Origin of the sequence: Micromonospora sp. NPDC006766 (assembly GCF_040636055.1) — a bacterium.
Classification (GTDB): Bacteria; Actinomycetota; Actinomycetes; order Mycobacteriales; family Micromonosporaceae; genus Micromonospora.
Genome location: NZ_JBEYIX010000078.1, coordinates 1 through 19624 on the forward strand (window position 1 = coordinate 1; position 19624 = coordinate 19624).

14 protein-coding genes are annotated in these 19624 nt (G+C 74.4%); 10 read left to right on the forward strand and 4 right to left on the reverse strand.

Annotated elements, in window-relative coordinates; all coding sequences use genetic code 11:
* Positions 1–245 precede the first annotated feature (245 nt).
* The 4 genes from ABZ671_RS30925 (at position 246) to ABZ671_RS30940 (ending at position 6611) form a co-directional block, all read left to right on the forward strand.
* Positions 246–659 (forward strand): SAV_6107 family HEPN domain-containing protein, encoded by a 414-nt coding sequence (locus ABZ671_RS30925; protein WP_357864750.1) that lies wholly within the window; start codon positions 246–248, stop codon positions 657–659.
* A gap of 22 nt (positions 660–681) precedes the next feature.
* Positions 682–1485, forward strand: coding sequence for a hypothetical protein (locus ABZ671_RS30930; RefSeq protein WP_357864752.1), 804 nt, complete (start codon positions 682–684; stop codon positions 1483–1485).
* Complete coding sequence (locus ABZ671_RS30935) at positions 1482–3101, forward strand: DNA polymerase Y family protein (RefSeq protein WP_357864754.1); 1620 nt, start codon at positions 1482–1484, stop codon at positions 3099–3101. The genes ABZ671_RS30930 and ABZ671_RS30935 overlap by 4 nt, the downstream gene beginning before the upstream one ends.
* A gap of 120 nt (positions 3102–3221) precedes the next feature.
* Positions 3222–6611: an error-prone DNA polymerase gene (locus tag ABZ671_RS30940; protein ID WP_357864756.1), complete on the forward strand. Its 3390-nt coding sequence runs from the start codon at positions 3222–3224 to the stop codon at positions 6609–6611.
* Positions 6612–6648: 37 nt separating this feature from the next.
* On the opposite strand, the gene ABZ671_RS30945 is transcribed toward ABZ671_RS30940, so the two are convergent.
* On the reverse strand, positions 6649–7368 hold the full coding sequence (locus ABZ671_RS30945) for a sulfite exporter TauE/SafE family protein (RefSeq protein ID WP_357864758.1): 720 nt from the start codon (positions 7366–7368) through the stop codon (positions 6649–6651).
* 175 nt (positions 7369–7543) lie between these two features.
* On the opposite strand from ABZ671_RS30945, the gene ABZ671_RS30950 reads away from it, so the two are divergent.
* From ABZ671_RS30950 to ABZ671_RS30970, 5 genes are all read left to right on the forward strand, one after another.
* Positions 7544–7720, forward strand: coding sequence for a hypothetical protein (locus ABZ671_RS30950; RefSeq protein WP_357864760.1), 177 nt, complete (start codon positions 7544–7546; stop codon positions 7718–7720).
* 14 nt (positions 7721–7734) lie between these two features.
* Positions 7735–8484 (forward strand): methyltransferase domain-containing protein, encoded by a 750-nt coding sequence (locus ABZ671_RS30955; protein ID WP_357864762.1) that lies wholly within the window; start codon positions 7735–7737, stop codon positions 8482–8484.
* Positions 8481–9644, forward strand: coding sequence for a nucleotide pyrophosphatase/phosphodiesterase family protein (locus ABZ671_RS30960; protein ID WP_357864764.1), 1164 nt, complete (start codon positions 8481–8483; stop codon positions 9642–9644). The genes ABZ671_RS30955 and ABZ671_RS30960 overlap by 4 nt, the downstream gene beginning before the upstream one ends.
* A gap of 50 nt (positions 9645–9694) precedes the next feature.
* Positions 9695–10954 carry a DNA polymerase IV gene (locus ABZ671_RS30965; protein WP_357864765.1) on the forward strand — a complete coding sequence of 420 codons (1260 nt, stop codon included), beginning with the start codon at positions 9695–9697 and terminating at the stop codon, positions 10952–10954.
* A gap of 113 nt (positions 10955–11067) precedes the next feature.
* Positions 11068–11460, forward strand: coding sequence for a DUF3040 domain-containing protein (locus ABZ671_RS30970; RefSeq protein ID WP_357864767.1), 393 nt, complete (start codon positions 11068–11070; stop codon positions 11458–11460).
* A gap of 45 nt (positions 11461–11505) precedes the next feature.
* Here the strand turns inward: ABZ671_RS30970 and ABZ671_RS30975 are convergent, their stop codons facing one another.
* The 3 genes from ABZ671_RS30975 to ABZ671_RS30985 are packed head-to-tail and all read right to left on the reverse strand — an operon-like array spanning position 11506 to position 16334.
* Positions 11506–13968 (reverse strand): DUF3488 and transglutaminase-like domain-containing protein, encoded by a 2463-nt coding sequence (locus ABZ671_RS30975; RefSeq protein WP_357864769.1) that lies wholly within the window; start codon positions 13966–13968, stop codon positions 11506–11508.
* Between the two features lie 16 nt (positions 13969–13984).
* A complete protein-coding gene (locus ABZ671_RS30980) occupies positions 13985–15283 on the reverse strand; it encodes a DUF58 domain-containing protein (protein ID WP_357864771.1) in 1299 nt (432 codons plus the stop codon).
* Between the two features lies 1 nt (position 15284).
* Positions 15285–16334, reverse strand: coding sequence for a MoxR family ATPase (locus ABZ671_RS30985; RefSeq protein ID WP_357864773.1), 1050 nt, complete (start codon positions 16332–16334; stop codon positions 15285–15287).
* 393 nt (positions 16335–16727) lie between these two features.
* Here ABZ671_RS30985 and leuS point away from each other — a divergent pair, with 393 nt between their 5' ends.
* Entirely contained in the window at positions 16728–19568 is a 2841-nt protein-coding gene (gene leuS / locus ABZ671_RS30990) for a leucine--tRNA ligase (RefSeq protein WP_357864774.1), read from the forward strand.
* Positions 19569–19624 lie beyond the last annotated feature (56 nt).

Below are 19624 nucleotides of genomic sequence, written 5' to 3' on the forward strand. Positions count from 1 at the left end.
GGAGGAGCGGTCCCTGGCGCCGGTGCGGGTGCGTGACGGTGACCGTTGGGTGCCGGTGGATTTGACGTTGGAGCGTCGGGCGACGGACCCGCCGGTACGCCGGCCGGGTGTGGTGTGGGGAAGCGTCCACACCCGGCCGGCCCCACCCGGTGCGTCTTCCTCCGCACCACCCGCTCCGGGCGACCCGCCGACGGATCCCGATCCGCCGTGCGGCCCGCCCGCCCCGGCCCACGCGGAGGAGAGACATGCCGACCAGTCCGGCTCAGGCACCGACGGTGCCCGCGCACGTGCTGCCGCACCGCACCCCCGCCCAACTGCTCGTGGTGGCCCGCCACGGGCTGGCCGAGGCGGCCCAGACCCGTCCCGACGGCCTCCGGTACGCCACCGCCCACCTCGCGGCGCTGCGCGCCGCCGCCGCACTGCTCGCCGCCCGGGCCCGCCCCACGCCCGCCCGACGCAACCGGATCACCAGCGTCTGGGTCCTGCTCGCCGCCGTCGCCCCCGAGCTCGACGAGTGGGCCGGCTACTTCGCCGCCGGGGCGAGCAAGCGGGCCGCCGCCGAGGCCGGGATCCCCCGGGTGGTCACCGCCCGGGAGGCCGACGACCTGCTCCGCGCCGCCGAAGAATTCGTGGCCGTGGTCGAGGCCGCATGTGGGTGACGCACGACAGGAGGTGGGTCCGATGGCGGGCCGCATGGTGGTCGGTTCCGCCGCACTGGCCGAGCTGGTACGTCCGGCGAGCGCGCCCGACCCGACGGGCGGCCACCGGGTGCTGCCCGTCCGGCCCGAGCTGACCGGGCTGCTGCCCCACCGTGGGCTGCGGCGCGGCAGCACCATCGCGGTCGGCGTCGGGCAGCCCCGGCACAGTGGCGGGACGTCGCTGCTTCTCGCCCTGCTCGCCGAGGCGTCCCGGGCCGGCTCGTGGTGCGCCGTGGTCGGGGTGCCCACTTTCGGGGCCGGCGCGGCGGCCGAGGCCGGGATCGCCCTGGACCGGCTCGCCCTGGTGCCGCACCCCGGGCCCGAGTGGCCCACCGTCGTCGCCGCGCTCATCGACGGGGTCGACGTGGTGGTCGCCGCCGTGCCGGCCACGGTCTCCGCCTCCGTCGCCAACCGGCTGGCCGCCCGGGCCCGGCAGCGCGGCAGCGTGCTCGTCCCGTACGGCCGGTGGGACGGCGCGGACGTCACGCTCCAGGTGGTCCGCGGGGTCTGGGAGGGACTCGGCGCGGGCCGGGGGCGGCTGCGCCGCCGGGAGGTGACCGTCTCGGCACGCGGGCGGGGCGCGGCCGCCCGCGCCAAGGAGATCAAGGTCTGGCTGCCCGGCGACGAGCTGACCCGGGTCATCCCCCGCGCGACCGGCACCGCCGCCCACACCGACCCGCCCCGGCTCCGCGTGGTGACGCCGTCCACCGCGGCGGCCCGGTCCCGCACCGTGGTCGCGGGTGGACGTGGCCGGCAAGGGCGGGCGGCCGCGGACGGGTCGGCGTGACCGGCGCGCCGGTGCGGACCCTGCTGCTCTGGTGCCCGGACTGGCCGGTCCTCGCCGCGGAGATCGTCGACGGGGTGCCCGCCACCGGCCCGGTCGCGGTGCTGCACGCCAACCGGGTGATCGCCTGCTCCGAGCGGGCCCGCGCCGAGGGCGTACGCCGGGGGTTGCGCAAGCGGGAGGCACAGGGGCGCTGTCCGCAGCTCACCGTGGTCGACCACGACCCCGGCCGGGACGCCCGCGCGTTCGAGCCGGTGGTGGCCGCCGTCGAGGAGGTGGCCGTCGGGGTGGAGGTGGTTCGTCCCGGGGCCTGCGCGTTGGCGGCCCGGGGGCCGAGCCGCTACCTCGGCGGGGAGGAGGCGGCGGCCGAGCGGATCGTCGAGCACGTCGCCCAGACCTGTGCGGTGGAGAGCCAGGTCGGCATCGCCGACGGGGTCTTCGCCGCCGGGCTGGCCGCTCGGGGCGGGCGGATCGTGCCGCCCGGCGGGAGTCCGGAGTTCCTGGCATCCCGGCCGGTCGAGGCGCTCGGCCGGCCCGCCCTGGCCGACCTGTTGCGCCGGCTCGGGGTGCGTACCCTCGGCGATTTCGCCGGGCTGCCCGCCGGCGACGTGCTGGCCCGGTTCGGCTTCGACGGGGCGCTGGCTCATCGGCTCGCCGCAGGCCGGGACCACCGGCCCCTCGCGGTCCGGCAGCCGCCGGCCGACCTGACGGTCACCGCCGGGTACGACGAGCCGATCGACCGGGTCGACGCCGCGGCCTTCGCCGCCCGGGTGCTGGCCGAGCAGCTGCACGAGCGGCTGGCCGCGTACGGGCTGGCCTGCACCCGGCTCGGCATCGAGGCGGTCACCGCGCACGGCCAGGAGCTGCACCGGGTCTGGCGGCACGACGGCCTGCTCACCGCCACGGCCATCGCTGACCGGGTGCGTTGGCAGTTGGACGGCTGGCTCTCCGGCAGCACCGGCCGGGACGGCGCCCGCCCGGCCCGCCCCACCGCCGGGATCATCCGGCTGCGGCTGGTGCCGGACGGGGTGCTCGCCCAGGCCGGCCTGCAACCCGGGTTGTGGGGGGAGACCGGCGCGGAGCGGGAGCGGGCGCACCGCGCGCTGAGCCGGGTGCAGGGCATCCTCGGTCCCGAGGCGGTGGTCACCGCCGTGCTCGGCGGCGGGCGCTCCCCGGCCGATCAGGTACGCCTGGTCCCGTGGGGCGACGAACGCCTGCCGGCGCGGTCCGGCGGTGGGGCGCGGCTGGGCGGTGGGGCGCCGGTTCCGCCGTGGCCGGGGCGGCTGCCGCCGCCCGCGCCGGCCGTGGTGCTGCCGACCCCGCTGCTGGCCACCGTGCACGACGCCGCCGGTGCGCCGGTGGTGATCAGCGCCCGGCTGGCGGTGAGCGCCGCGCCCGCGCGGCTGGTCGTCGGCACCACCGCACCCGGACGTGGGCCAGGCACCGGCCGGCCGGCCGAGATCGTCGGCTGGGCCGGCCCGTGGCCGGTGGAGGAGCGCTGGTGGGCACCGGCCGAGGCCCGGCGTCGAGCCCGGTTCCAGGTCTGCCTCGCCGACGGGGCCGCGCTGCTGCTCGCGGTCGAGGGTGGCCAGTGGTTGGTGGAGGCGATCTATGACTGAGCCAGCAACGGCCGGGCCGGGCTGTACGCGCCGTGCGGAATCGGATCTTGGAGGATTTCGGCCCCTGGAGGGGCGTAAAGCTTCCAAGATCTCGACGAGGGCCGGGCGAGGGGTGGCCGGGTGAGCTTCCACAACCCGAAGCTGCCCTGGTCGGAGCTGGAACGGGTGCTCTCCGGGCGGCCGGGGGGCGGGAAGCCCGGCAAGGGGCGGTCCCGGGGAAACCGGAGCGAGCGGCACCTGCACGTGGTGGACCCCCTCGCGGTGGACGCCGACGGCGGCGACTCCCCGGCGTGGAGCCGCAAACGGCAGCAGTACGAGCCGCCCGAGCTGGCCCGTCCGGACGACGAGGTGCCCTACGCGGAGCTGCACGCGCACTCCAACTTCAGCTTCCTCGACGGTGCCAGCCACCCGGAGGAGCTGGCCGAGGAGGCTGCCCGGCTGGGGCTCACCGCGCTCGCCGTCACCGACCACGACGGCTTCTACGGCGTGGTGCGCTTCGCCGAGGCGGCCCGCGCGCTGCACCTGCCGACGGTCTTCGGCGCCGAGCTCTCCCTCGGGCTGCCCGGCCCGCAGAACGGTGAGCCCGACCCGCTCGGCCGGCACCTGCTGGTGCTCGCCCACGGTCACGAGGGGTACGCCCGGCTGGCCGCCACCATCTCCCGCGCCCAGCTGCGCGGCGGCGAGAAGGGCCGCCCGGTCTACGGCGAGCTGGAGGAGGTCGCCGACGAGCTGCGCGACCACGTGTTGGTGCTCACCGGCTGTCGTAAGGGGCACGTGCCCGCCGCACTGCTCACCGAGGGCGTCGACGCCGCCGCCCGGGAGCTGGACCGGCTCACCGCGCTCTTCGGCGCCGAGACGGTGGCGGTGGAGCTGACCGACCACGGCCACCCGGTCGACGCCGACCGCAACGACGCCCTGGCCGAGCTGGCCGCCGCGGCGAGGCTGCCCACGGTCGCCACGAACAACGTGCACTACGCCACCCCGGGCCGCCGCCGGCTGGCCACCACCCTGGCCGCCGTGCGCGCCCGGCGCAGCCTTGACGAGATCGACGGCTGGCTGCCCGCCGCCGCCACCGCCCACCTGCGCAGCGGCGCGGAGATGGCGGCGCGGTTCGCCGCGTACCCGGGCGCGGTGGCCCGGGCCGCCGAGTTCGGCGCGGAACTCGCCTTCGACCTGCAACTCGTCGCGCCGCAGCTGCCGGCCTACCCGGTGCCGCCCGGGCACACCGAGATGAGCTGGTTGCGTCGGCTGACCATGGCCGGCGCCCGGGAACGCTACGGTCCGCCCGAGGCGCACCCGGAGGCGTACGCGCAGCTGGAACACGAGCTGCGGATGATCGAAGACCTCGGCTTCCCCGGCTACTTCCTGGTGGTCTACGACATCGTCACGTTCTGCCGGGAGCAGGACATCTACTGTCAGGGGCGGGGCTCGGCGGCCAACTCGGCGGTCTGCTACGCGCTGCGGATCACCAACGTGGACGCGGTGCGGCACCGGCTGCTCTTCGAACGGTTCCTCGCCCCGGAACGCGACGGGCCGCCCGACATCGACGTGGACATCGAGTCCGACCGCCGGGAGGAGGTGATCCAGCACGTCTACGCCCGGTACGGCCGGGAGCACACCGCCCAGGTCGCCAACGTCATCTCGTACCGGCCCCGGTCGGCGGTGCGGGACGTGGCCAAGGCGTTCGGCTTCTCGCCGGGGCAGCAGGACGCCTGGAGCAAACAGATCGACCGGTGGGGCTCGGTCGCGGCGGTCGACGCGACGGACATCCCCGAGCAGGTGATCGAGTACGCCAATGAGCTGCAGACGTTCCCCCGGCACCTGGGCATCCACTCCGGCGGGATGGTGATCTGCGACCGGCCGGTGATCGAGGTCTGCCCGGTGGAGTGGGGGCGGATGCCCGGCCGCAGCGTGCTGCAGTGGGACAAGGACGACTGTGCCGCCGTCGGGCTGGTCAAGTTCGACCTGCTCGGCCTCGGCATGCTGTCGGCGCTGCACTACGGCTACGACATGATCGGGATGACCCTCGACCTGGGTGACATGACCCTGGACGACCCCGAGGTCTACGACATGCTCTGCCGGGCCGACTCGGTCGGGGTGTTCCAGGTGGAGAGCCGAGCCCAGATGGCCACCCTGCCCCGGCTCAAGCCCCGCGTCTTCTACGACCTGGTGGTGGAGGTGGCGCTGATCCGGCCCGGCCCGATCCAGGGCGGCTCGGTCCACCCGTACATCCGGCGCAAGAACGGCCAGGAGCCGGTGACGTACCCGCACCCGCTGATGCGCAACGCGCTGGAGAAGACCCTCGGTGTGCCGCTGTTCCAGGAGCAGCTCATGCAGCTCGCCATCGACCTGGCCGGCTTCGACGCGGCCGGGGCCGACCAGCTGCGCCGGGCGATGGGCGCGAAGCGGTCGGTGGAGCGGATGGCGCAGATCGCCGACCGGCTCTACGCCGGGATGGCTGAGCGGGGCATCACCGGCGAGCTGGCCGACGACGTCTACCGCAAGCTCACCGCCTTCGCCAGCTACGGCTTCCCGGAGAGCCACGCGATGAGCTTCGCCTACCTGGTCTACGCCAGCTCCTGGCTCAAGCGCTACCATCCGGGCCCGTTCCTGGCCGCGCTGCTCAACGCCCAGCCGATGGGTTTCTACTCGCCGCAGACCCTGGTCGATGATGCCCGCCGGCACGGCGTCGAGGTACGCCGGCCGGACATCAACGCCAGCGGCGCGAAGGCGGTGCTGGAGTCCACGCGCCAGACCCGGTGGGGGAGCCAGCCGGGCGAGCCGCCGCACGCCTGGGGGCTGGGCGGCCCGGCGGTCCGGCTGGGGTTGGGCAGCGTACGCACTCTCGGCGACGGGGTGGCCGAGCGGATCGAGGCGGAGCGGGCGGCGCACGGGCCGTACCGCGACATGCCGGACCTGGCCCGCCGGGTCGGCCTGACCGCCGCGCAGCTGGAGGCGTTGGCCACCGCGGACGCCTTCGCCGGTTTCGGGCTGACCCGGCGGGAGGCCCTCTGGGCCGCCGGCGCGGCGGCCCAGGACCGGCCGGGCCGGCTGCCCGGCACGGTGACCGGCGCGGCCGCGCCCACCCTGCCCGGGATGGAGGCGGTGGACCGTTTGATCGCCGATGTCTGGGCCACCGGCCTGTCCCCGGAGAGCCACCCGGCCCGGTTCATCCGGGACCGGCTGGACGCCCTCGGCGCGGTGCCGATCGCCCGGCTCGGTGGGGTGGAGCCCGGCCGACGGATCCGGGTCGGCGGGATCGTCACCCACCGGCAGCGGCCGGCGACCGCGGGCGGGGTGACCTTCCTCAACCTCGAGGACGAGACCGGCATGCTCAACGTCACCTGTTCCCCGGGGCTGTGGCAGCGCTACCGGCGAATCGCCCGCACCAGCGCGGCGCTGGTGGTGCGGGGCCGGTTGCAGCGGCACGAGGGCGTCACCAGCCTCACCGCCGACCGGCTGGACGCGATCGAGCCACCGGTCACGCCGGCCTCCCGCGACTTCCGCTGACCCGGGCCGCGCGCCACCGCCGGACACCCCCGGCGGCTCACCCGGCCAGCGAGGCCAGCGCGGCGCCGGCGCTGCCGAGCAGCCCGACCAGCACGATCCGGCGGAACACCACCGGGTCGATCCGGTGGAACAGCCGGTTCCCCAACCACCAGCCGAGCGGCACGGCGGGCAGCGCCACAAGGGAGATCCACACCAGCTCGGCGTGCACCTGACCGGCGAGCAGGAATCCGGCCAGCCCGACGAGCCCGGTGCCGGCGAACGTCGCCGCCAGCGTCGCCCGGAAGGTACGCGGGTCGTAGCCGAGCGAGTGGAACGCGGCGACCAGCGGCGGCCCGTTGGTGCCGGTGGCGGCGGTGAGCACGCCGACGAGCACGCCGACCGCGCCGAGTCCGAGCCGCCCGGTGCGGATCCGGGCACCACTGGCGACCAGCGCCACGCAGCCCAGCACCACCACCGCGATCAGCACGCTGAGCAGCCGTTGCGGCGCGTACGTGAGCACCAGCAGGCCGGCCGGCAGGCCGAGCAGGGCGGTCGCGTTGAGCGCCGCCGCCACCCGCCATCGGGCGTGCCCGCGCTCCCGGACCGCCACCGTGAGGGTCAGCCCGATGCCGGTCAACGCGGAGAGTACGACCGCGCTGCGGGGGTCGATCAAGGCGGCCAGCAGCGGCACGGTCAGCAACGCGTACCCGAAGCCGCTGACCGCTTGGGCGAAGGCCCCGAGCAGCACGATGCCGAAGGCGCTGAGCAGGACGATCACCGGATCAGCGTGATCCGGTCGAGGGCGGGCCGGCAACAGCCTGTCAGTGATCTTCAGCACATTGCACCGCTGAGGGGCATGTTGTTGATCACACTCGCGTTCCAACGATCGACGGACCGGAGATACGTTCGCCGACGTGGGCAGAGTGGCCCACGTAGAAAGAAGGTGGAGAACGATGACGGGGAGCAACACCTATCACGGCGTCGCCAATGCTCGCCGCACCCGACTCGGCGCTGACTGGGTCCCGGTGCACGACACCGAGGTGCACGAATACCCGGTGACCGACGGACCGGTGGCCAATGCCCACCGCTCCCGCGCCGAGGAGGACCCGGCCGGCGGCGGCGACTCCTGACCCGAGTGCCCCGGGTGACTAGGCTCGGCGGGGTGGAGCAGACCCGAACCCTGACCCCCCGTACCGCCGTCATCTGGGCGGTGCTCCGGGCCGAGTTGGACCGGCGAGCCGGCGAGCAGCTCAGCGTGCTCGATGTCGGCGGCGGGACCGGCGGCTTCGCCGTTCCGCTCGCCGAGGCCGGCCACCGGGTCACCGTGGTCGACGCCAGCCCTGACGCGCTCGCCGCGCTGACCCGCCGGGCCGCCGAGGCCGGGGTCGCCGACCGGGTACGCGCGATCCAGGGCGACGGTGACGCGCTCACCGGGCTGGTCGAGCCGGCCACCGTCGACCTGGTGCTCTGCCACTCCGTGCTGGAGGTGGTCGACGATCCCGCCCCGGTGGTCGCCGCGCTGGCCGCCGCCCTGCGCCCCGGCGGCGCGGCCAGCGTCCTGGTCGCCGGTCGGGCCGCCGCCGTGCTGGCCCGGGCGATGAACGGGCACCTCGACGTCGCCGCCGCGCTGGCCACCGACCCGGCCGGCAGCGCCGGCCCCCGGGACACCCTGCGCCGGCGGTACGACGCCGACGGCGCCGCGGCGCTGCTCGCCGCCGCCGGGCTCGCCGTCGAGGAGATCCACGGGGTACGCGTCCTCGCCGATCTGCTCCCGGCCGCGGTGGCGGACGGCCAGCCGGCCGCCCTGGTCGAGCTGGAACGGGCCCTGGCGGCCCGGCTGCCCTACCGGGACCTCGCCGCCCAGCTGCACCTGTTCGCCCGTCGCCCGGCATGACCGGCCCGGCGGTGGGCCCGCTCGAGCAGGTCGCGCCCCGCTACGGTGGCGGCAGTCTCGCCGACATCCTGCCCAGCGCGCTCGCGGCGCTCGGCGTGCCCGGCGCGGTCGACCTGCTCGGCCTGGGGCCCCGGCTGTCCGGGGTACGCCGGATCGCCGTGCTGCTGGTCGACGGGCTCGGCTGGTACCAGATCCCCAACGCCGCCCCATACGCCCCGACCCTGGCCGGGTTGACCGCCACCATCGGCACGCCGCTCACCTCCGGCTTTCCCTCCACCACCCCGACCAGCCTGGTCACCCTCGGCACCGGCACGCCCTCCGGCGCGCACGGCGTGCTCGGCTTCAAGGTCCGGGTCCCCGACACCGATCGCGTGCTCAGCCACATCGAGTGGGCCGGTGACCCGGAGCCGTTGCGCTGGCAGCCCGTCCCGACCTGGTACGAGCGGGCCCGGTCGGCCGGGGTCGCGGTCACCGTGGTCAGCCGCCCGGAGTACGGGGGCAGCGGCCTCACCCTGGCCGCCAATCGGGGCGGCGACTACCGGGGCGCGTCCGGCGTCGACGCCCTGGCCGGGCAGATGCTCGCCGCCCTCGCGGCCGGCGCCGGCCCGACCCTGGTCTCCGGATACCACCCCGACCTGGACCGGCACGGGCACCTGAGCGGGGTCGACTCGGTGCCCTGGCGGCTGGCTGCCGCCGAGGTGGACCGGCTGCTCGCCCGGCTGGTCGACGGGCTGCCGCCGGACGCGGCGCTGCTGGTCACGGCCGACCACGGCCAGCTCAACGTGCCCGACGAGCACCGGTTCGACCTGGACACCGATCCCCGGCTGCGTGCCGGGGTGCGGGTGGTCGCCGGCGAGCCCCGGGTCCGGTACCTGCACGTCGAGCCGGGGGCCGCCGCCGACGTGGTGGCCGCCTGGTCGGCGGTGCTGGACGGGGCCGCCCGGGTGACGACCCGGGACGAGGCGGTGGCCACCGGCTGGTTCGGGCCGGTGCCCGAGGAACACCTGAGCCGCATCGGCGACGTGGTGGTGGTCTGCCGGGGCACGTACGCGGTGGTCGCCACCCGCTCGGAGAAGCCGATCGAGTCCCGGCTGGTGGCGTACCACGGCGCGGACACGGCGGCCGAGATGACCATCCCGCTGCTGGTCGTCCGGGGCTGACCGGCCCGCCGGGCGGCGGGACTGTCGGACCGGGCGGTTAACCTGCCGGAATGGGCCGCAGCCAGTCGTTGCCCCGGGGCGGTGATCCGCGTTTCGGGCCGGACGCCGATGACACCGGCTGCTCGATTCTGCACGTCGACATGGACGCCTTCTTCGCCTCGGTGGAGGTGCGCCGCCGGCCCGAGCTGCGCGGCCGGCCGGTCGTGGTGGGCGGGATCGGGCCGCGCGGGGTGGTCAGCTCGGCCAGCTACGAGGCCCGCCGGTACGGCGTCCGCAGCGCCATGCCCACCGCCCGGGCCCGGGCGCTCTGCCCGCACGCGGTCTACCTGCCACCCGACTTCGCGCCCTACTCGGAGGCGTCCCGGGCCGTGATGCAGATCTTCCGGGACGTCACCCCGCTGGTCGAGCCGCTCTCCCTGGACGAGGCGTTCCTCGACGTGGCCGGCGCCCGTCGGCTGTTCGGGCCTCCGGCCCGGATTGCCCGGCTGATTCGCCGCCGGGTCGCCGAGGAGCAGGCGCTCACCTGCTCGGTCGGCGTGGCGCCGAGCAAATTCGTGGCCAAGCTGGGTTCCACCCGGGCCAAGCCGGACGGGTTGCTCGTGATCCCCGCCGCCCGGGTGCTGGAGTTTCTGCATCCGCTGCCGGTGGCGGCGCTGTGGGGGGTGGGGGAGCGCTCCGCGGAGGCGCTGCACCGGCTCGGCCTGCACAGCGTGGGCGAGCTGGCCGAGGCGCCGGTCGGCCTGCTCCGCCGGGCGGTCGGCGACGCGGCCGCGACCCACCTGCACGAGCTGGCCTGGGGTCGGGACCCGCGCCGGGTCTCCCCGGAGCAGGTGGAGAAGTCGATCGGCGCGGAGGTGACCTTCGACACCGACGTCACCGATCCGGCGGAGATCCGCCGTGCCCTGCTGGCGCTGGCCGAGAAGGTCGGCGCCCGGGTGCGCGCGGCCGGCCAGGTGGGGCGCACCGTGTCGCTCAAGGTTCGGCTGGCCGATTTCCGCACGGTCAACCGCTCCCGCACCTTCACCGTGCCGACCGACACCGCGCGGGAGATGTTCGACACGGCCTGGGCGCTGTGGAAGGTGCTCGCCCCCGGTGAGCCGGTCCGACTGGTCGGCGTACGCCTGGAGGGGCTGGCCGCCGCGGCGGAGACGCCACGTCAGCTCACCCTCGGCGCGCCCGAGCGCGGCTGGTGGGAGGCGGAGGCGGCGGCGGACGCCGCGGCCGCCCGATTCGGGCGGTCCGTCATAGGTCCGGCTAGTCTGCTCGGCAAGCGTGACACGCGACGGATCGAAAAACCGGCCGGGCCATAGGTCGTCCCGCTTTCCGACACGCGAGCCCCCTCGTAGACTTGCGGGTAAGCAGCCGGTTGGCTGCCACGGTCTGTCGGCCCGAACGGACCGACCAACGTGACCGGGGAGGTGCCGTGCCGCTCTCGGAGCACGAACAGCGGCTGTTCGAGCAGATCGAACGGTCGCTAGCCGAGGACCCAAAGTTCGCCTCGGCCGTGCGCGCCAGCGACCCGCGTTTCCACGCGCGGCGTCGCTTGCTCGTCGCTGCCTGCGTGGTCATCGCCGGTCTGGCCCTGTTGATCTATGGTGCCGTGATCAAGACGCCTCCGCTGGCCGTGGCGGGCTTCGTCGTCATGCTCGCCTCGCTGGGCTACGCGGTGCAGTCGCACCGGCGGTCCCAGTCGCCCGACCTGCATGTGGTGGGAGGCACGACGAGTCGTCGGACCCGCGGCCGCAGCGGCCGGCGGGGCTCATTCCTCGACCGGATGGAAGACCGCTGGCGGCAGCGCCCGGAGGGGCACCGCTGACCTGGTTCCCCGCCCGCCGGGGAGCGCCGGCGGGCGGGTAGCCGGTCAGCGGGCCGGTCGGCCCGCCAGCAGGCGCCGTGGGCTCCAGCGCAGCAGCCACTGCCGCAGCCGCCCGCCGCCGGCGACCAGGCGGGCCGAGTGCTCCGCCGCCGCGGTCCGCCAGCGCAGCAGCACCGACGGCGGCAGCAGGGCCGCCCTGATCCGGGTACGCCGGTCCGCCCGGGCGGCGAGCGCCCCGCGTACCGCCCGCAGCCCCGGGTGCAGTTCCTCGCCGTCCAGCGGGTCGCGGGCGTAGCGGGCCCGCTCCTCCGCCCGGCCGAGCAACCGGACCCCGGTTACCGCCCCGGCGTCCTCGCCGACGGCCTCCCGGGCCAGCCGCTCAGCGGTTGCCCGGGGGGTCTCCGTCCGGTCGACCCGGATCTGGAAGTCCACCAGGGTGTCCAGCAGCTCGTCCCAGGCCGCGTGCGCGTGCGCGCGGGCCCGGTCGGCGTCCACCCCGACCACGATGTCGCGCACCTCGCCACGCTGGCCGGGCACCGTGGCCAGCGTGACGGACGCGGGCGCCGGAGCCCGGGCCCGCCGACGCCGGCGCAGCGCGGAGCGGCGCAGTGCCGGCACCGCCAGCAGCGCCAGCAGGGCGACCAGGCCGGCCACCCACCACGGCCAGACCGGCGACCGCCGGGTGGGTCCGCCGTCGCCGAGGGAGAGGCCCTGGTCGGAGTCCTTGTCGAGCCGGTCCGGACGTTTCGGCCCGGCCGAGGGGTCCACCCCACCCGGGGCGGTGGTGCTCCCCGGCGACGGAGTGACCTCATCGGGGGCGTCGGTGTCCGGGGCCCAGGCCGACCGGACCGACCCCGGTACGCCGGCCGCCGGGGTGGCGTCGAACGGCACCCAGCCGATCTCGCCGAAGAAGACCTCCGTCCAGGCGTGCAGGTTCTTGTTGGTCAGCACGTAGGTGCCGCCGGTGTTGCTGCCGTTGGTGAAGCCGAACGCCACCCGGGCCGGGATGCCGGCCGCCCGGACCAGCCAGGCCATCGCGGCGGCGTACTGCTGGCAGAAGCCCGCCTTGCTGCTGAGGAAATCGGTGATGTCGTCGCCGCTGGTGCCGCCGTGGGTGGAGAGCGAGTAGCTGAACCCGTTCTCCACCGAAAAGTAGTCGTAGATCGCCCGGACCTTGTCGTAGTCGTTCTGCTTGCCCTTGACGAGCCGCTTGACCAGCTCGTCGACCGCCCGGACCGACGGCGTGACGGTCTGGGCGCGCAGCACCGGGTCGTCGGCCGACGGGGACGGCGCCGCGCGCAGCAGCGACGGAGTGTACGTGGAGCGGACGTAGTCGAACGCGTAGCGCTTGCCTCGGGCGTTCTCCCGGCCGGAGTAGAGGACCTGGAGGTTCTTGTCGTAGATCCAGTTGTCGTTGACGTTGTCGGTCTTCACCGGCTCGGCGTAGACCGGCAGCAGCGGCGCGTTGAGGTTCTTCACCTCGACCGTGGCCCGGTAGCGGTGCCGCTCGATGCCCTGGCCGGCGCGTTCCGCCGGGTCGGGCAGGTTCCGGTTCGCCGGCCGCCCGGTGGGGACGCGGTCCCGGAAGCCGTCCGGGCGCAGCTCGTCGGCGACGCCGAAGCGCAGGTAGAACGGCGTGGGCTCGTTGGTGGTGACCCTGATGAGCTCGGTCACCGCGGACTGGTTGAGCTGGCCGCTGAGCGCGGCGAACAGGTCCACCCGACCGGAGTTGCCGCCCTGCCCGGGCCGCCCGGTGCCGTCGCCCGTGCCGTTGCCGACCCGGTCCAACAGGCCGCCGGTCATCCCGGGCACGGCCAGCGGCAGCGCCACCGCGAGGGCCACCCCGACCACGGCCAGCCGACGCCCCGTGGCGGCCAGCGGCGACGCCTCCCAGACGTCGACGTCGCGGCCCTCGCCGGTGAACCGGCGGCCGAACCGGCGTACCCGGTCGACGTTGTCGGTCACCAGCAACCACAGGTAGCCGCAGGCGCCCACCACGAACCCGGCGGCGGGGACGCTGTCCACGTAGACCGCCACCGGCACCGAGTAGATGGCCAGCATCGGCAGCCCGGCCAGGGCCGGCCGGCGCAGCCCGACGCTGAGCACGTCCGCCAGCAGCGCCACGGCGCCGACGCCGAGCACGGCGAGGAAGAGCAGCGAATCGACGTCGGGCACCTTCACGCCGTACGAGCGCATGTCCTGCGTCGACGCGCCGAGCAACTCGCCGAAGTGGAGGAAGGTGCCCGGCGTGGGCAGGAACGCCAGCAGCTCGGTGCCGCCCGGGAAGAGCCAGGTCAGGCCCAGGGCGAGGCCGGCCAGCATGGCCAGGATCTGACCCCACAGGGGGGCGCGGGCCAGCCGGCTCAGCGCGGCGGCCGCGGCCACCGCGGCGACCGCGATGGCCGCCTCGATCAGCCACGTCCAGCGATCGAAGATCGCCGACAGTGGCGCCGCGGCAAGCAGGGTCGCCGCTGCCGCGACGAAGCCGAGATTGCGGTGCGCGGTCACGGGCCCACCCTTTCGGTCATCGCACGCCTCCGGCCACGGTCTCCGCCAGCGCCGCCCGCAGCGCGAAGCCCTGCGAGCCACGGGCCGCCTGCGGCCAGAGCACGGGCAGCCGGTTGCCGTGCTCCACGCCGATCACCCGCCAGCCGCTCTGCAACAGGGTGAGCGCGGCCGTGCCGTGCGCGTGTTCTGCCTCGGCCCGGGCCTTCGGTGGCAGGTTCAGCCAGCTGTTGCTGTCGAGTAGGAAGCCGACGCAGGTCGCGCCGTTGCCGCGCAGGCCGGCCAGTAGCTCCGCCTCGGCGGGGCTGAGCGCGCCGAACAGCGCGATGATCAGGCCGCCGTCGGCTCGCTGCCGGACCTGCTGCACGAGCGTGGTGATCTCACCGCGCCGGTCCAGCTGCACCTCGGCGAGATGGTCGAGGAACAGACCCTCGCCGGCCGCCTCGGTGGCGTCCACGTCGGTGCCGGAGCCGGTGACCAGGCGCAGCCGATAGCCGGCCTGGCGCAGGTGCACGGCGATGCTGGCGGCGGCCGAGACCGCCCATTCGAAGCTGGCCGTCGGGCCGTCACCGCGGTGCCCGGCGGCGCGAGTGTCCAGCACGACCGTGGCCCGGCTCTCCCAGGGCTGCTCCTCCCGGCGCACCATCAGCTCGCCGGTGCGGGCCGTCGACTTCCAGTGCACCCGGCGCAGGTCGTCGCCCATCCGGTACTCCCGGGTGGCGGTGTCGTCCTCACCGTGCACCGCGACCGAGCGGGCCCGGCTGTCGCCGCTGCCCGCGTACTCGCCGGGGAGGCGGACCGCCGGCAGCGGGGTGACCTGCGGGATGACCGTGAGATGGTCGACGCTGGGGAAGGAGCGGCTGAGTTCGCAGAGCCCGAACGGGTCGGTCAGCCGGATCACCAGCGGGCCCACCTCGTACCGGCCGCGTACGTCGGCCCGGACGGTGTACGCCACCGAGCTGGCCTGGTGCGCGCCGAGGCGCTCCAGCACCACCCGGGGCCGGCTGCCCAACGCGTACGGCAGCCGGTCCTCCAGCAGCAGGGTGCCGGTGGGCAGGCGGGACAGGTTCTGCAGGCGCAGCACCACCCGGGAACTGGCCCCGACCGGAGCCCGGTGCGGCTCCAGGGAGCGGTGGCAGGCGAGTTTGTAGCGGCTGCGCCCGACGTAGGCCGCCGCGAGCAGCGGCAGGATGATCAACAGGACGGCCACCCGGAGCAGGTCCTTCTCGCCGAGGATGCCGGCGGAGAGGGTGGCGGCGATCCCGGCCGCCAGGAAGGAACGGCCGCGGGTGGTCAGCCCGCGCAGCCCGTCGCGCACCTCACGGCCTCCGCGGCTCGAACGGACCGCGGCCGGTGCCGCCGGGCCGGGTGTCGTACGGGGAGCGCTTGCGGTCGTTGGGCAGCGGCAGCCGGTGCACCAGCTCGGCGACGATCGCGTCGGTGGTGCGCCGGGCCAGCTGCGCGTCGGCGGTCGGGATGATCCGGTGCGCCAGCACCGGCACCGCGAGGGCCTGCAGGTCGTCCGGGAGGACGTAGTCCCGCCCCTCGAGGGCGGCCACCGCGCGGGCGGTGCGCAGCAGCTGGAGGGTGGCCCGTGGGGACGCCCCGAGCCGCAGCTCGGCCGCCTCGCGGGTGGCGGTGACCAGGTCGATCGCGTACTGCTTGACGGCGTCGGCGACGTGTACCTGTCGGACGTGGCCGATGAGCCGGCGGACGGTGGGCGCGTCGGAGACCGGGCGCAGCTCGTTCAGCGGGTCGGTGGCCCCGTGGCCGTCCAGCATGGCCAGCTCGGCCCCCGGGTCCGGGTAGCCCATCGCGATCCGGGCGGTGAACCGGTCGCGCTGCGCCTCCGGCAGCGGATACGTCCCCTCCATTTCGATCGGGTTCTGCGTCGCGATCACCATGAACGGGGTCTGCAGTTGGTAGGTGACCCCGTCGACGGTGACCTGCCGCTCCTCCATGCACTCGAGCAGGGCGGACTGGGTCTTCGGCGAGGCCCGGTTGATCTCGTCGCCGACCACCAGGTTGGCGAAGACCGCGCCCGGGCGGAACTCGAAGTCGTGCGTCTCCTGGTTGTAGACGCTGACCCCGGTGACGTCGCTGGGCAGCAGGTCCGGAGTGAACTGGATCCGGCGTACCGAGCAGTCGATCGAGCGGGCGAGGGCCTTGGCGAGCTTGGTCTTGCCGACGCCCGGCACGTCCTCGATCAGCAGGTGGCCCTCGGCGAGCAGGACGGCCAGGGCGAGCCGGACGGTGGCTGTCTTGCCCTCGATGACCTGCTCGATGTTGGCCACGATGGCCTCGCTGGCGGCGCGGAACTCGTCGTGTGGCAGCAGACCGCCCACCTCGTCCCAGGTCTGTTGGGTCACCGGGTTTCCTCCTCGTCGCCTGGACGGCAGCTCTGAATAGAGCACCTGGACCCGCCGTTGGGTTCGCGACGCCGAGCCTCGTTTGCCGCAGAAATCTCACTGGCCTCTCAGGCTAACCATGTTTGTCGTTGCCGACCGACCCTCACCGGCGGTCGGCCAGTTACGCCCGAAATATTCCCCGGACCGGGGGATCGTCCCGACTCGTGGAGCGGGCGGGATGGCCGACGGGCAGGGGGAGTAGACTGCGGTCGTGGCCGGAGTCTTCCTGCTTCTTACCGAGCCGTGCTGATGCGCTGAGCGCGCGACAGCACGGCGGCCCCTCCTGCGTGAGGGGCTTTTTCGTGCCCGCAGCAGACCTGCCGTATCCGACCTGACCCGCGCCGAGGAGACGCCATGAGTGAGGCAGCCGCACCGGCGACCGACATCCCCCCGTTCCGATACACCGCCACCCTGGCCGCGCAGATCGAGCACCGCTGGCAGGACACCTGGGAGCGGGCAGGCATCTTCCACGCGCCGAACCCGACGGGGCCCCTCGCGGATCCGAGTCACCCGCGGGCCGGCGCCGAGAAGCTGTACGTGCTGGACATGTTCCCGTACCCGTCCGGCGCCGGCCTGCACGTCGGCCACCCGCTGGGCTACATCGGCACCGACTGCTTTGCCCGCTACCAGCGGATGGCCGGGCGCAACGTGCTGCACGCGATGGGCTTCGACGCGTTCGGCCTGCCGGCCGAGCAGTACGCGGTGCAGACCGGCACCCACCCCAGGACCACTACCGAGCAGAACATCGAGCGCTACAAGGCGCAGCTGCGCCGGCTGGGGCTGGGCCACGACGAGCGCCGCTCGGTGGCCACCATCGACACCGACTTCTACCGCTGGACCCAGTGGGTCTTTCTGCAGGTCTTCAACTCCTGGTACGACCCGGACGCGCGCAAGGCCCGGCCGATCGCCGAGCTGATCACCGAGTTCGAGGGGGGTAACCGGCCCACCCCGGACGGCCGGCCGTGGGCCGAGCTGACCGTGGGCGAGCGGCGAAAGGTCGTCGACGACCACCGGCTGGCGTACGTCTCGCAGGCGCCGGTGAACTGGTGCCCCGGGCTGGGCACCGTGCTGGCCAACGAGGAGGTCACCGCCGACGGCCGCTCCGAGCGGGGCAACTTCCCGGTCTTCAAGCGGAACCTGAAGCAGTGGATGATGCGGATCACCGCGTACGGCGACCGGCTGCTGGACGACCTGGACAAGCTGGACTGGCCGGAGCCGATCAAGCTGATGCAGCGCAACTGGATCGGCCGGTCCCAGGGGGCGCACGTCGACTTCCCGACCGACCAGGGCCCGGTGCGAGTGTTCACGACCCGGCCGGACACCATCTTCGGCGCCACCTATCTGGTGCTGGCCCCCGAGCACGAACTGGTCGACGTGCTGGTGTCGGCCGCCTGGCCCGAGGGGGCGAAGGACGCCTGGACCGGCGGGCATGCCAGCCCGCAGGCGGCCGTCGAGGCGTACCGGAAGGCCGCCGCGGCCAAGACGGACGTGGAGCGGCAGGCGGAGACCAAGGAGAAGACCGGCGTCTTTATCGGCGCGTACGCGACCAACCCGGTCACCGGCGGGCGCATCCCGATCTTCATCGCCGACTACGTGCTGGCCGGCTACGGCACCGGCGCGATCATGGCGGTGCCCGCCCAGGACGAGCGGGACTGGGACTTCGCCGAGGTCTTCGACCTGCCGATCGTGCGGACCGTGCAGCCGTCGGAGGGCTTCGCCGGCAAGGCGTACACCGGGGACGGTCCGGCGATCAACAGCGCCGCACCCGAGCGCGGCCTGGACCTGAACGGCCTGGCGGTGGCCGACGCGAAGGCCCGGATCATCGACTGGCTGGAGGCCAACGGGCACGGCACCGGCGCGGTCACCTGGCGGCTGCGGGACTGGCTGTTCTCCCGGCAGCGCTACTGGGGCGAGCCGTTCCCGATCGTGTACGACGAGACCGGCGCGCCGATCGCGCTGCCCGAGTCGATGCTGCCGGTCGAGCTGCCCGAGGTGGACGACTTCTCGCCGAAGACGTTCGACCCGGAGGACGCCGACAGCAATCCGGAGACGCCGCTGTCCCGGCGGCGCGACTGGGTCGAGGTGGAGCTGGACCTGGGTGACGGGCCGAAGCGCTACACCCGGGAGACCAACGTGATGCCGCAGTGGGCCGGCTCCTGCTGGTACGAGCTGCGCTACCTGGACCCGACGAACAGCGAGCGCTTCGTCGACCCGGAGAACGAGGCGTACTGGATGGGTTCGCGCGGCGCGGGTGACTGCGGGGGCACCGACCTGTACGTCGGCGGCGCCGAGCACGCGGTGCTGCACCTGCTGTACGCGCGGTTCTGGCACAAGGTCCTGTACGACCTGGGCCACGTCTCGTCGTTCGAGCCGTTCCGCAAGCTGTTCAACCAGGGCTACATCCAGGCGTACGCCTACACCGACGCCCGGGGCGCCTACGTGCCGGCCGAGGAGGTCGTCGAGGTCGACGGCCGGTTCTTCCACGGCGAGACCGAGGTCAACCGCGAGTACGGCAAGATGGGCAAGTCCCTGCGGAACGTCGTCACCCCCGACGAGATGTGCGCGGCGTACGGCGCGGACACCTTCCGGGTGTACGAGATGTCGATGGGCCCGCTGGAGGTGTCCCGCCCGTGGGAGACCCGGGCGGTGGTCGGGTCGTACCGGTTCCTGCAGCGGGTCTGGCGGGCGATGGTTGACGAGCAGACCGGCGAGTCGCGGGTCACCGACGCGCCGGCCGACGAGGCGACCCGCCGGCTGCTGCACAAGGTGATCGACGGGGTCCGCGGCGACATGGAGGCGATGCGGTTCAACACCGCGATCGCCAAGCTGATCGAGCTGACCAACGGGCTGACCCGGCTGCCGGCGACGCCGCGCGAGGTGGCCGAGCCGCTGGTGCTGATGGTGGCGCCGTTCGCCCCGCACATCGCCGAGGAACTGTGGCAGCGGCTGGGCCACGACACCTCCCTGGCGTACGCGGACTTCCCGGCCGCCGACCCGGCGCTGCTGGTCGCCGAGACGGTGACCTACCCGGTGCAGGTCAACGGCAAGGTGCGCGGCCGGATCGAGGTGGCCGCCGACGCGTCCGAGGACGACGTCCGGTCGGCCGCCCTGTCGGCGGTCGAAGACTCGCTGGCCGGCAAGGAACCCCGCAAGGTCATCGTGGTGAAGGGCCGCATGGTCTCCGTCGTCGTCTGACCGTTGCGGCCTCCCCGGCCGGGGGGGGGGCCACAACATGGGGAAAGGGGGGGCCC